The sequence below is a fragment of the Bacillus sp. OV166 genome, from assembly GCF_900177675.1.
GTDB lineage: Bacteria > Bacillota > Bacilli > Bacillales > Cytobacillaceae > Neobacillus.
The window spans coordinates 715543-728978 of record NZ_FXWM01000001.1; the positions used below are offsets into that span (position 1 = coordinate 715543).

The window sequence follows — 13436 nt, forward strand, 5'->3', positions numbered from 1 at the left end:
AACATGTTAGTCATTCCTACTATATTAAAAGAGGTGGAAACGGTCCTTAGCCAAGTGGAAGAGGAGCAGCTTCAAGAGTTAGCGATTCAATTGCAAAAAGCAAAGCGGATTTTTGTCATTGGGGAAGGCCGGTCCGGGTTAATGGCAAAATCATTTGCGATGCGTTTAATGCATTTGGGAGCAACGGTCTTTGTTGTAGGAGAAACGATCACTCCGTCCATTGCTGAAGGTGACCTTTTAGTGGCGATTTCAGGTTCAGGTGCAACGAAAAATGTGGTTTGGACGGCTGAAAAAACGCATTCACTTGGCTGTTCGGTAATAGCGGTAACCACAAACCCAGAGTCTCCATTAGCTATGGCGGCAACGCAGATTCTTCATGTACCCGCAGCGACAAAATATCGGCGCGAGAATGAGTTAAAAACGATCCAACCGCTTGGATCTTTATTCGATCAATGCGCTCATATACTATTTGATACCTTATGCCTGCTTTTCAGCAAGCTAAACGAAGTGGATCACACCCTAGCTTTCGGCCGACATAGCAATTTAGAATAGGAAAAATGGATGGTGCCTGACACCAATTCGGTCATCCCCGAATTGGTGTCAGGCACTCTTTTTTTGAAAGTGTTTTAAAACCAATTATAACCGCCTAGACTAGAAACCCACGTATGTATTAGAATAACAGGGATGAATGGAGGAAACAAACATATGTCTAATTTGCCAAATTGCCCTAAATGTAATTCCGGATACACGTACGAGGATGGAAGTCTTTTTGTTTGCCCAGAATGTGCTCATGAATGGAATGTAGAATCAGATACAGAGAATGAAGACCAAAATATTGTTAAAGATTCAAATGGAAATGTTTTAACCGATGGGGACTCTATCACAGTCATCAAGGACCTGAAAGTAAAAGGAAGTTCATCAGTCTTGAAAGCAGGTACAAAGGTAAAAAATATCCGTTTAGTTGATGGAGATCATAATATTGATTGTAAAATTGATGGTTTTGGCGCGATGAGTTTAAAATCTGAATTTGTTAAGAAGTTATAGTGGCTAATAATGAAAACAGCTAGGTATAAAGCCTAGCTGTTTTCATAGAGAAAAGTAGCTACTGATTTCGTTTAGAGATGAAAACCAATCCAAAGGGGAAATAGTGATGGAAAAGGTACTTATTCTTGGTGCAAGCGGACTTGTAGGAAGAGCTTTACTCGATGAATTTAAAGATCGATTTGACCTTTACGGGACATATTCTTCTTCGTTAACCAGTCTTCCTAATGAGAAGCAGTTCCAATTGGAAGTTCAGCAAATCGATAAGTTGAAGGAAATTATAAGATCAATTAAGCCAGACATTGTGATTTCTTGCCTAAGAGGAGATTTTGATCCGCAGTTGAAGTTTCATAAAGAATTGGCCCTGGAATTACAACATACTAGCAGCCGGGTCTATTACTTTTCTACGACAAATGTATTTGATGGGGACTTTTCAAGACCTCACACAGAAACAGATCTGCCTATTGCTGAATCAGATTATGGGAAATTCAAAATTGCATGTGAAAATATGCTAAAAGAAGTTTTGGATGATCGGGTGATGATGATCCGAATCCCAGCGATTTGGGGGAAGAATTCCCCAAGATTGAATTTAATTAGAGAAAGCATAAAAAATAATAAAGTGATAGATGTCTATAGCAATTTGGTATGTAACAATCTTTTGGATGTTCAGTTAGCAAAACAACTACGATCCATTATTGAACATAATCTAAAAGGGATCATTCACTTAGGTACGAAGGATAGCATGGCGCAGGGACAATTTTTTGAACAGGTCATTAGTAAACTTGAAGGTGATCAGAGCATATTACGCTATCAATCATATCAGGAAAAAGACGTCACTTATTATTTTCAATTAACTTCAAATCGCGAGGATCTCCCAGTTTCTTTGCAAGGTACGAACAAGGGTATTATTGATTACTTGGTTTTATAAAAAATGTTAAAGAGCTTGGGTTATTCCAAGCTCTGTTTCCTTACTTGCTAGATGACTTTAGAAATTCCCCATTTCCACTTGATAGTTTTTCTCGTTAAGAGCTTTATGCAGCTGGTCAATATGATCGTGATTTTTTGTTTCGACTGAAATTTCAATTTGGGCATAGCCGGGATAAATATCTTTGCCAATCCGGTGGAGATTAACGGATTGAACGTTGGCGTCTAATTCGGTTATCGAACTCAATACTCGTTGCAGTTCACCAGGTTTGTCTTTTAAGGTAATCGTAAAATTGGCATATCTTCCAGACTCAACCAAGCCCCGTTCAATTATTCTTGAAATAAAATTCATATCGACGTTTCCGCCGCTTAACACAGCAACCACTTTTTTCTCCTTAATATTCAATTTTTCATATAGTAAGGAAGCAAGTGAGACGGCGCCCGACCCCTCAACTAAAAGCTTATTCCTCTCCAAAACCATTAGCATGGTCCTGGCAATTTCCATTTCATCGACGCAAAAAACATCATCCACGTATTTTTGAACGATTTCAAAGGGCCTCAACCCTGGTTTTTTAACGGCAATTCCATCAGCCATTGTAGGTGTGGAGTCAACCATTACAGGTTTATTTTCAAACAAGGACTGCTTCATACTTGGGCAGGCAAGGGCTTGAACGCCGTAAACAGAAATATGAGGATTTTTTTCCTTTACTGCCATAGCAACACCAGCAATGAGTCCGCCACCGCCAATTGGGCAAATAACCGCCTCAACATCTGGAAGCTGGTCGAGGATTTCTAATCCGACCGTACCTTGTCCTGTCATGATAGCCTCATCGTCAAAAGCATGAATAAAGGTCGCATCGAGTTCCTCTTTCAGTTTTAATGCATAGGAGAGAGCATCATCGAATGTGGCCCCCTCTAAAATTACTTCAGCCCCATATTGTTTTGTGGCTAGGATTTTACTAAGTGGAGCGCCTTTAGGCATCACAATTTTGCATGGTACACCTAGCATTTGACTCGAATACGCTACTCCTTGAGCATGGTTTCCAGCAGAGGCAGCGATTACTCCCTTTGTCAGTTCTTCCTTTGAGAGCGAATTGAGCCTATTGTAAGAGCCCCTTACTTTAAAGGAGCCTGTTTTTTGAAGATTTTCAAGCTTTAAATAAACTTCATTGTGAGCGAGATGACTAAAAGTTTTGGAATAATCAAGGGGTGTCATATGGACAATTTCCTTCATTTTATCCCGTGCAATGATGATATCATCGATGTTCAAAGTTACTCCTCCTACATACACATGGTCTTTTACTTAGGATGTACCGGGAAAAGTAAACTATGTCCAATTTCACAAAGTGCTTAACGACTACGGTTCATTCTGTTACATCTGTTGACATTGGTTGCATTTTTAATTATTATATGTTTAAGCATTTAAACATTTAAACGTTTAATTATTTAAACATAAAAATTAGAAAACACTTAAATAGAAAAAAATATTGGAGGAACATAAGTGATGAAGACGGCATTGATTACAGGGGCAACAAGCGGTTTAGGATATGAGTTTGTAAAACTGTTCGCAAATGATGGTTACAATCTTGTCCTAGTTGCTAGGAACGGAAAAAAACTGGAGGAAATCAAGCGAACTTTTACGAATATAGAAGTTACTGTCATCCCTAAGGATTTGAGTGTCCTTGGTGCTCCTAAAGAGGTATTTGAAAAACTTGAAAATCTAGGAATAACCATAGATGTGCTGGTTAATAATGCCGGTTTCGGACTAATGGGTAAGTTTGATGAACTGGATATCCAAAAAGAATTAAATATGATTCAATTAAACATATCCGCACTGACTGAATTAACTTATTACTGTTTACAAAAAATGAAACAAAGGAACAGCGGCAAAATTTTAAATGTTGCTAGTACTGCGGCATTCCAACCTGGTCCACTAATGGCTGTGTATTATGCAACGAAGGCTTTTGTCCTCTCGTTTTCAGAAGCACTTGTTGAAGAGCTATCCGGCAGCTCCATTACTGTAACAACTCTTTGTCCAGGTGCAACGAAAACTAATTTTGGTTCTGTTGCAAGTGTCGAGGGCACGAAAATGTTCAGCAAGGCAATGGCTTCAGATCTAGTAGCAAAAAGCGGTTATGAAGCATTGATGAGGGGGAAACGTGTAATTATTACGGGAGGATTAAATAAGGCAGGTGCACTTGGAGCTAAATTTATGCCAAGAAACATTGCAGCTAAAATAGCCAAGTATGTCGCAGGGGATAAGTAATTACTAGGTTTTGAAAAAGGAGATAATCTTTTTATGGCACAGCAAGCTATTGATGTATTTAGAGCATGTATACCGTTATTTACCGCACTTAGTGATCCAGCAAGGCAGGATATTATCCTTTTGCTGGCAGAGCATGAGCGGTTAAGTGTTAATGAAATTGCCGAACAGTCTAACCTGTCGCGCCCGGCAATTTCCCATCATTTAAAAATTATGCGCGACAATCATCTTGTGGAAATTGAACAAAAAGGTACACAGCGCTATTATTCACTTTCTTTAAATCAAAGTGTAAAACAATTGAAGCAGCTGATAAATATCGTTGAGAGTGAGTGTATTCTTTAGCTCATTCTTTTCTTTATTTTATCCATGTTGGAGTCCCTACTAAAATTTTCTTTCTATGATAGGGTGAACCGTGCCATAAGTAAATGAGGTTTTTGGGTTGAAATTTTTGGTGATTGCAATTAGAGAATTTGATTCCACACTCAGCACATGTGCAGTTTCAAAGACCGGATTCCACGAGCGAAAATGATCATCTTAGAGTTGTGTATGTACTACTTTTACCATAAACTTACAGATTTGCACTTTTCATCGAAGCCTGACTCGTCCTTGATCGTATCCAGCTAAATGACATTAATAAAGCATTCGACAGCTTCCATGACTGCAATTGCATCAACGTTGGCAGAACAGTGGTTGAGTTTTCATCACAAGAACAAAAGGAACTAGCAGATACGTCTGACAGTCTATTAACTATATAAAATAAGAAAACAGACCGTCTCATTGCCAGACGGTCTGTTCTTTTATTCATCCTTTTTTAATGCATCTCGTTCTGCCATTAATTTTACAATAATTTCTTCAATAAAAATAAAGAATACAGTTCGAGTTTTTTCATAAGGTAACAATTTTCCATTTTGAGCAGATTTGGTTAAGTAAAATATATTATCTACTTGTAAAGTTTGAGAATTGTCATATTCCTCCAAAATCAACAATATTTCAGCCCCTTTAGACTTTGCTCCGTTGAAAAGGTTTTCAAAAGAGGCGAATTTGCCGGTTACGGAAAAAACAATTAAAAGCGTGTCCTCATCCACTAAATGCTTCGCATGATCTTCTCCCTGGCTCACTAAAATATGTTTTCCAGAAACAAGAGCAAGCTTATAAGCAAAGTATTCTACACAAATAAAGGATGGACCCAATCCAAATAGCACAATTCTGTTGTACTTCTTATAAAGAGTTAAAAACTCATCCACTAATGTAGGGTCAAAATTATCTATAAAGTGTTTTAATCGTTCAAGCTCACTTGAAGTTTTTTTGTCTTCCTGAATGATTGGCTGACCGCCAAAAAATTGTTTATATTGTTTAAAACTTTCAAACCCAAGTTTTCTTACAAGTTTGGATACTTTTGAAGAAGACACATTACAATACTCAGCGGCCTCTAATATTTTTAAATGATCCTTTTCTTTAATAATTTCAGAAAGTTTATTATGAACCGAAAGCTCCAGCTCATTTAATTTATTTAAATTAATATTTATGGTCTTTCCCTCTCTTCTCATTTTAGTGCTTAATGAAAGTATACCATAGTGGAAAATTTTCCACAATATAATTTTTTTTTAAAAAAAATAGAAAATTTTCTTAAGAATCCGTTTACATTTGGAGATATTTATAGTAAATTAACGTTGTAAATAATAAAAAACATTTAAGAGGAGGGTTAACATGACTACTCATAAAAACGATATAAAAGATTTCTCAATGAATTTTTTTAGCTTAAAAGGAAAAGTAGCCATTATCACTGGAGGAAATTCAGGATTAGGGCAAGGGTTTGCCTTAGCACTTGCAAAAGCAGGGGCGGACATTTTTGCAGTCAGCATCGCTGATGACAATGGCGAAACGAAAAACATGATTGAAGCAGAAGGTGTTCGCTACCATCTAATGGTTACAGACGTTACGCAAGAAGGCGCTTGCCAAAAAATTGCAGAAGAATGTATCGATACATTTGGAAAAATAGATATCCTCATGAATAACGCGGGTATTTGCATCAATGAACCTGATGTGACGAAGTTTACTCGACTTCAATGGGATAAAATGGTCTCAATCAATTTAACGGCTGCTTTTGAATTATCACATGAAGTGGCGAAGTATATGATTCCACAAAAAAGCGGGAAAATCATTAATACTTGTTCCTTGTTTTCATACCTTGGAGGTCAATGGTCACCCGCATATGCGGCAACAAAACACGGCTTAGCAGGTTTTACAAAAGCATATTGTGATGAATTAGCCCAATTCAATATTCAAGTTAACGGTATTGCACCTGGCTATTTTGCTACTGCGGTTACAGCAGAGACAAGAGCGAATCCTGCAGCGAATCAACGAATTTTAGATCATATTCCTGCCAATAGATGGGGCAATATCACAGATTTAATGGGTACTGTTGTCTTTTTAGCTTCAAACGCTTCAAATTATGTAAATGGAACTCTCGTAAATGTTGACGGTGGATACTTAGTACGATAACGGAATATAGAAACCGATAAAAGGAGAAATGCTGCGATGACGAATGAACAATTATTAAAAGAAGAAACTACGATGGTGAAAGAACAGTTATTAAAAGAATTACAGACAATTATTTCAGTAGAACAAATCAATACCGAGCTTGAAGCACTATATGATGCATCAGCAGATCGTTATAAAAAATATGCTAAGGCGAAAAAGGTCCTTGACGTTCCAATGCCAATGGCGATTGTATACCCGCACTCTACGGAAGAAGTCCAGTCACTTCTGCAGTTCTGTAACAAACACAAGATCAATGTGATTCCTAGAAGTGGAAAAACAGCTACTGAAGGCGGTCTTGAAAACTGGAAGGAAATTGCTATGGTTATCGATGGGTCAAGAATGAATCAAATTATTAAAATCGATCCATATAATATGCAAGCTACAGTCCAAGCAGGCGTTAAACTGCAAACACTAGAAGATGAGCTGCGTAAAATCGGCTACACTACAGGCCACTCTCCACAGTCAAAACCGGTTGCACAGTATGGTGGATTATTGGCAACAAGAAGTATTGGACAATTCTCCACTTTATACGGTGCGATTGAAGACATGGTTGTTGGATTAGAATGTGTATTTCCGAACGGACATATCTCTAGAATAAAAAATGTTCCGAGAAGAGCCGGTGGACCGGATATCAGACACATTGTCATCGGTAATGAAGGAACACTATGTTACATCACCGAAGTGACGATTAAAATTTTTAAATACTATCCTGAAAACAATGTTTTCCATGGTTATTTACTAAAAGATGTTGATACAGGTATTAAGGTTTTAAGAGAAGTGATTACGAACGGCTTTAGACCATCCGTAGCCCGTGTCTATTCGGAAGAAGATGCAAGACAGCATTTCTCTCATTTCTATAAAGACAAATGTGTGTTGATTTTTATGGCAGAAGGACCTGCAGGCATTGTTAAAGCGACGAATGAAGCGATTGAAGAAGCGGTTGCTAAATTCCAAGAAGGAATTGTTGAAAAAGTAGAAGACCAACTAATCGAAAATTGGTTTAATAACCTGAATTGGACGCAAGGACATCTTGATCGTGAATTCCAAACAATGGTTGACCACTCTAAGCATGATGGTTTTACAACAGAAGTATCAGCTGACTGGGAAAACATTACAAAGATTTATCACAATGTAATCAAAAGGGTTAAAGAAGAGTTCGACAGAATCGAAGATATCACGATGCTTGGCGGACACTCATCTCATAGCTATCTAAATGGAACAAATATGTACTTTGTATATAACTATACTATTAATTGTGCACCAGAAGATGAAATGAGAATTTATCATCACCCAATCCATTCTATTATTATTGAAGAAACATTGAAGCTTGGCGGTTCTATGTGTCATCACCATGGTATTGGAAAATATCGTACCGAGTGGACAGAGGAAGAGCATGGCTCTGCTTACTATATGCTCGAAAAATTAAAAGAAGCTTTTGACCCTAATGGGATCATGAATTTTGGTACAATCTTCCCTCAAGAAGAAGGCCTAAAATATATTAAAGGGTAATATAAGGTGATCATATGAGCAGGTATGTAATGGGGATTGATAATGGCTCGCAGAGTACAAAAGTAGCCATTTATGATGTTGAAGGAAATGAAGTGGCTTTCGGATCCTTTCAATTAAAAGAAACGTTATCACCTGAGCCAGGGGTTGTCATCCATCCCGATGATGATTTATGGGCCAGTGTGTATGGAGCCATTAAAAATTGTCTAGCCAATTTTTCGGGCAATCCTAAAGACATTGCTGGAATTGGACTTTGCACCATTAGATGTTGTCGTGTTTTATTAAAGGAAGATGGCCATCTAGCTTATCCCGTGATAAGCTGGATGGATTCCAGACTGGACAAACCATATGTCCATTCTGATGATCAAGTAAAATATATAACGACTACTTCCGGTTATCTAGGATTTCGGTTGACAGGGGAATTCAAGGACACTGCCTCCAATTATGAAGTTCACTGGCCATTGGACCGCGAAACGTTAGATTGGTCCAAGGACGTGGAAGTATTTAAAGCTCATGGACTGAAAAGAGAGATGGTCTTTGATCTTGTCAAACCGGGCGAAAAGCTGGGGACACTGAGACCGGAACTTGCTGATGAGTTTGGTTTGAAGCAAGATATACCAGTAGTTGCAACAGCCAATGATAAAGCTGTAGAGGCGTTGGGCTCCGGAATGAAGGATGAAGGGACCATCATGATTTCTCTTGGAACATTCATTTCGTCCATGCTGTTAAGAAATGAATATAAGGAAAATGCTGTTAATTTCTTTCCAACGCTTGCATGTATTCCCTTTAAATATGTGTATGAATCAAATGGAATACGACGTGGTATGTGGACAGTAAGCTGGTTTAAAAAACTGATCGGTGAAGAACTTGTCACAGAGGCTGCAAAGCTGGGGGTATCGGAAGAGGAATACTTGAATAGGAAAGCGCAGGATGTTCCAGTCGGCAGTGACGGCCTGATAACCATCCTTGACTGGTTATCGACAGCATCTCTACCGTATCGAAAAGGGATCATGATCGGTTTTGATCAGCGCCATACAAAATTCCATATTTACCGCTCAATTTTGGAAGCGATTGCTTTTAATATTAAGAACAATATCGATGATATGTTAGCGGAAATTGATGTAAAGTTAAAAGAATTAGTCGTAATAGGCGGGGGCTCCAAGAGCGATGTGATAATGCAAATGATTGCCGATCTTTTTGGATTGCCAGTTCACAGACGTGCAGGCAGCAGTAGTGCGTGTTTAGGAGCTGCTATATGTGTCTGCCAACATCTATCGATTTACAAAGATTTTTATGAGGCTGCAAGTAAAATGGTTAAAACGCAACAAACGTTTATACCGAACCAAAAAAATCACGTACTCTACATTACCATTAACGATACTGTTGTTAAAAATGTGAGAGTTCACACTGATGAAATATTAAAACTATCTTATCCTATTTTTAGTTAAGAAAAGAGTGATTTTGTGGCAGAGAAAAATTATAAAAGGTATTTTCAATTTTTCCTCATTATTTTAGCAGCAGGATCGATATTTCCACTTATCTATTTAAAAACAAATTATCAAGAAACGATTTTGGAAGTTTACGGAATAACTCTTAAACAGTTAAATGGCATATTTTCCGTTTTGGGTGTGGCCTATCTCATAGGATATTCTCCAAGTGGCTGGCTTGCTGATCGATTTTCCGCAAAAAAACTTTTATTCATTTCACTCTTGGTTTGTGGACTGACCGGACTATGGTTTGCTCAAGTTCCTAGCTATTCAATGGTTTTGGTGATATTTGGGATTTGGGGCTTTTTCTCTGTCTTCACCTTTTGGGCAGCTCATTTAAAGCTTGTAAAGTTAATTGCTAAAAAGGAAGAAGAAGGACGATTTTTCGGTGCTTTAGATGGCGGCCGTGGGTTAGTAGAGGCAATCTTAGCAAGTATCGCATTATTTATTTTTACAAACGTATTGGGAGACAGTACAGCATTGGCTCATAAGAAAGAAGCCTTACAATTTGTTGTTTACATGTACTCCGGTTCGCTTATATTGGTGTCCGTACTTATTTTACTTTTTGTTAAAGAAGACAAAGCTTCTATTAAAGAAGAATCTTCTGCTAAAGCGGCAGGAACCAGTAAAAAATTAAATGCGCAAGCTTTCAAACAAATCTTTAGTAATAAGTTTATTTGGCTGTTAGGCGGCATCATCTTTATGTCCTATATTGTAACCTGGGCCGTATATTATCAAGGCGGCTTTTTACAAACAAACATTAAAATTGATGCGGCAACTGTAGGTAAAGTAACGGTATTAATGCTTTGGATGCGGCCGATTGGCGGGCTGTTAGGCGGATTTTTAGGGGATAAGTTTGGAAAGAGCAGGATCCTAATGATCGCCTTAGGGTTAGCTGCCACTTTTTTAATTGCGATATCAACCTTACCGATTACGATGCCTCACATGTACTTTAAAATCCAAGTCGTACTGATTGGCTTAATGATTTATACCGTTAGGGGTCTTTACTGGTCGCTTCTCGGAGATTGTAAGATCGATGAAAAGATACTCGGTCTGGCAATCGGAGTGGTATCCTTTATTGGCTATTTACCAGATATTTTAATGCCTCTCGTCAATATTGAGTTGTTTAAAACATTCGGACCGAACGGTGGTTATAATGGGTACTTCATATTTTGTGCCTGCGCGGCTATCCTCGCAATCTTCATGACGTTAATCTTTAGAATGTCAGTGAATAAGGAAGCTAGAAAATCCATTAAAGCAGAAGAATTCATTGCAAAAAACGCATAATAGATTATTGTGATAAGGGTGCTCAAAGATCGTGACATCAAACGATTTTTGAGTCACTCTTTTTTATTAGAGGGGAGCAACTTGATCTAATCAAACGTTTGATTAGTGTTTTTAAATAAAAAAGGTGAATATTTTTTTAATTAAAATAATTTGAATATTAGTATAATAGGAGGAGATATTGTAATCATGCTATTCAAAAAGTTGGAGGTCAGATGAAGTTTTTACTTTTTATCCGTGGAATACGACATTCTATTTCTAAAAGTATCACCAAAAAATATCTTATCTGGTTTTCTATTATTCTTATTATCCCTATCCTCATCATTTTTCAAATCATTGTTGGTTACGCAAATAAGCTCATTGAAGAAGATATTTTGAAAAAGAATATGCTAAGTACCAATGCGTTGGCTGAACGTATTAATTCTGAATTATCGGATGTCGTCTTACAGCTGCAGTTAATTGCGGGAAATGATGAAGAATCCGAAATAAGCAACTCCAAAATGTACAATCGTGCAGAACGAATCATTTCTAGAAGCGCTATTGTACAATCGATTTATTTTATCGACAAAAGCCACCAGGTCCTTTTTGAAGCTCCCTTTTCGCCAAATCTTAAATCGCAATATTATTTTTATCCCGAATTTAATCAGGCACGTGTTAGCAATAACTATGTGGTTTCCAATATGGCTACAAATTTTCAAGGAAAGAAAGTTGTAACCGTCTCCGTTCCAGTTATTGATGGGGAAAAGGGGTTAAAAGGCGTATTGGTGGCAGAAATAAGTAGAGAATATCTTTCGTCTATTATCAAGGGCATAAGTACCACACGAAGTGGATTTAGCTTTATTCTAGACAAAAATGGATATGTTATCTCCTCAGCAAATGTACGAGATATAGGCAAGAATTTTTCAGTTCATCCTGCTGCATTAAGATTATCCAAGGGTCTTTCAGGATATATAAAAGAGGAAATCTCGGGAGAAACAAGCATCCTCTCTTATAAAGCACTTTGGGATCAATGGGGATTAGTGTTAGGGGTTCCAGAAAAGATCGCATTCCTGCCCATTTCCAAACTTTCTATTGCTTTAACGATAAGTTTTATCGGAATTCTTGCCCTATCTATATTTTTAATCGTTTTAGGTACGAAAAAACTTCTTACTCCGATTGTCCGATTAACACAATTAGCTAGTCACTTCTATGAAAAACAGTCAATTGAAGAATTGAAGTGGGTAAAAGTTGACTCTCAGGATGAATTGGGAATATTGATGAAAAAGATGATTGATTTAGGGATTAGCAACATTGAGAAAAAGAAGATACTCGAGGAAAAGGAAAGGTATTTATATGATGTCATTGAAGGTATTCCATATGCCATACTCACACTAGATAATGACGGCATCATTACCCATCCTAATATCAATTTTGAAAGATTAACAGGGATATCTCGTGAAGAACTTAAGGGAAAACATATGTCTTCATTACCGCTTAAATACGGGCAAGCTGATTTTCTATCATTAAATCGTTTACATATAGACAATCCCATTGAAGAAATGGAAACCTACATTATTGATGCCGATTGTCGAAAAAGGATTGTTAAGGTGGTTACTTCTAAATTTTATAATGAAAAAAAAGAAAGTATTGGTTATATTTCTGTTCTCCAAGATATCTCACAACTAAAGTTGTTCGAGGAGCAGATTAGACAGAGTGAAAAACTTGCCTCAATCGGACAAGTTACAACAGGTATTGCTCATGAATTGAAAAATCCGCTTGCAATCCTGTCAAGTTCTGCTGAATTGTTAAAAAAGGTGTTACAAGAACCTGCTAACCATGAACTGGTAGATATGTTGTCTAACGATATATATGATGAAGTAAAACGCATGAGTGGAATTGTAAGTGAATTTTTATCCTTTACACGAATGAAAAATGAAGAAGAAAAATGGACAGAAATGAACAAATTAGTTGATAAAGTTCTTCATCTTCTTCGAATTAAATTAAATGAAGCAAAAGTAGAGGTTTTAAAAGAATACCAAGTTAATAGTAGAAAAATCAAAGTTAAGCCCGAAAAACTAATGCAAGTGTTCCTTAATTTAATTTTAAATAGTATTGAAGCGATGCCTGCAGGGGGAATATTGCAAATACATATTTATGAAAAAAACTCAGGGGGCCAGGAATGGCTGGTAGTGGAAATAAAAGATAGCGGTCAGGGAATCTCTAGACAGGATCTTGACTGGCTATTTAATCCATTTTTTTCGACCAAGCCAAATGGCTCTGGGCTTGGATTAACAATAGCCAAGGATATCGTTAATGAACATAACGGGGAGATGGAGATCCAAAGCACGATTCATGCAGGAACATCTATTCAATGCAAGTTTCCAATCACTACAAAAATAGGAATATAGGGG

General features: G+C 37.3%; 13 protein-coding genes. 10 read left to right on the forward strand and 3 right to left on the reverse strand.

Features of this window, described 5'->3' with window-relative positions:
• Positions 1-3 precede the first annotated feature (3 nt).
• The 3 genes from hxlB (at position 4) to CCK98_RS03425 (ending at position 1969) form a co-directional block, all read left to right on the forward strand.
• The gene (hxlB, locus tag CCK98_RS03415) at positions 4-552 is read left to right on the forward strand and encodes a 6-phospho-3-hexuloisomerase (protein WP_088085286.1); all 549 of its coding nucleotides are present in this window, start codon (positions 4-6) and stop codon (positions 550-552) included.
• 153 nt (positions 553-705) lie between these two features.
• Positions 706-1044 carry a zinc ribbon domain-containing protein YjdM gene (locus tag CCK98_RS03420; RefSeq protein WP_088085287.1) on the forward strand — a complete coding sequence of 113 codons (339 nt, stop codon included), beginning with the start codon at positions 706-708 and terminating at the stop codon, positions 1042-1044.
• A gap of 106 nt (positions 1045-1150) precedes the next feature.
• Positions 1151-1969 carry a sugar nucleotide-binding protein gene (locus CCK98_RS03425; RefSeq protein WP_088085288.1) on the forward strand — a complete coding sequence of 273 codons (819 nt, stop codon included), beginning with the start codon at positions 1151-1153 and terminating at the stop codon, positions 1967-1969.
• A gap of 57 nt (positions 1970-2026) precedes the next feature.
• Here CCK98_RS03425 and ilvA read toward each other — a convergent pair whose 3' ends face one another.
• Positions 2027-3199 (reverse strand): threonine ammonia-lyase, encoded by a 1173-nt coding sequence (gene ilvA / locus CCK98_RS03430; protein ID WP_088090281.1) that lies wholly within the window; start codon positions 3197-3199, stop codon positions 2027-2029.
• Between the two features lie 270 nt (positions 3200-3469).
• Between ilvA and CCK98_RS03435 the strand changes: the two genes are divergently transcribed.
• Positions 3470-4231 (forward strand): SDR family oxidoreductase, encoded by a 762-nt coding sequence (locus CCK98_RS03435; protein WP_088090282.1) that lies wholly within the window; start codon positions 3470-3472, stop codon positions 4229-4231.
• A gap of 33 nt (positions 4232-4264) precedes the next feature.
• Positions 4265-4570, forward strand: coding sequence for a helix-turn-helix transcriptional regulator (locus tag CCK98_RS03440; protein WP_088085289.1), 306 nt, complete (start codon positions 4265-4267; stop codon positions 4568-4570).
• Positions 4571-4796: 226 nt separating this feature from the next.
• Here the strand turns inward: CCK98_RS03440 and CCK98_RS34650 are convergent, their stop codons facing one another.
• Together CCK98_RS34650 and CCK98_RS03445 are read right to left on the reverse strand one after the other, a co-directional pair.
• Entirely contained in the window at positions 4797-5033 is a 237-nt protein-coding gene (locus tag CCK98_RS34650) for a hypothetical protein (RefSeq protein ID WP_142292116.1), read from the reverse strand.
• Positions 5026-5820, reverse strand: a complete 795-nt coding sequence (locus tag CCK98_RS03445; RefSeq protein WP_142292117.1) for a MurR/RpiR family transcriptional regulator — start codon at positions 5818-5820, stop codon at positions 5026-5028. Before CCK98_RS03445 ends, CCK98_RS34650 begins: the two co-directional genes overlap by 8 nt.
• A gap of 115 nt (positions 5821-5935) precedes the next feature.
• On the opposite strand from CCK98_RS03445, the gene CCK98_RS03450 reads away from it, so the two are divergent.
• The 5 genes from CCK98_RS03450 to CCK98_RS03470 all read left to right on the forward strand — a co-directional run bounded on the left by CCK98_RS03450 (position 5936) and on the right by CCK98_RS03470 (position 13433).
• Positions 5936-6730 carry an SDR family oxidoreductase gene (locus tag CCK98_RS03450; RefSeq protein WP_088085291.1) on the forward strand — a complete coding sequence of 265 codons (795 nt, stop codon included), beginning with the start codon at positions 5936-5938 and terminating at the stop codon, positions 6728-6730.
• A 36-nt stretch (positions 6731-6766) separates the two neighbouring features.
• The gene (locus tag CCK98_RS03455) at positions 6767-8278 is read left to right on the forward strand and encodes an FAD-binding oxidoreductase (protein ID WP_256942244.1); all 1512 of its coding nucleotides are present in this window, start codon (positions 6767-6769) and stop codon (positions 8276-8278) included.
• A gap of 14 nt (positions 8279-8292) precedes the next feature.
• Positions 8293-9723: an FGGY-family carbohydrate kinase gene (locus CCK98_RS03460; RefSeq protein WP_088085292.1), complete on the forward strand. Its 1431-nt coding sequence runs from the start codon at positions 8293-8295 to the stop codon at positions 9721-9723.
• Between the two features lie 15 nt (positions 9724-9738).
• Positions 9739-11049: a nitrate/nitrite transporter gene (locus tag CCK98_RS03465; protein ID WP_088085293.1), complete on the forward strand. Its 1311-nt coding sequence runs from the start codon at positions 9739-9741 to the stop codon at positions 11047-11049.
• Positions 11050-11261: 212 nt separating this feature from the next.
• Positions 11262-13433 carry a PAS domain-containing sensor histidine kinase gene (locus CCK98_RS03470; protein WP_088085294.1) on the forward strand — a complete coding sequence of 724 codons (2172 nt, stop codon included), beginning with the start codon at positions 11262-11264 and terminating at the stop codon, positions 13431-13433.
• Positions 13434-13436 lie beyond the last annotated feature (3 nt).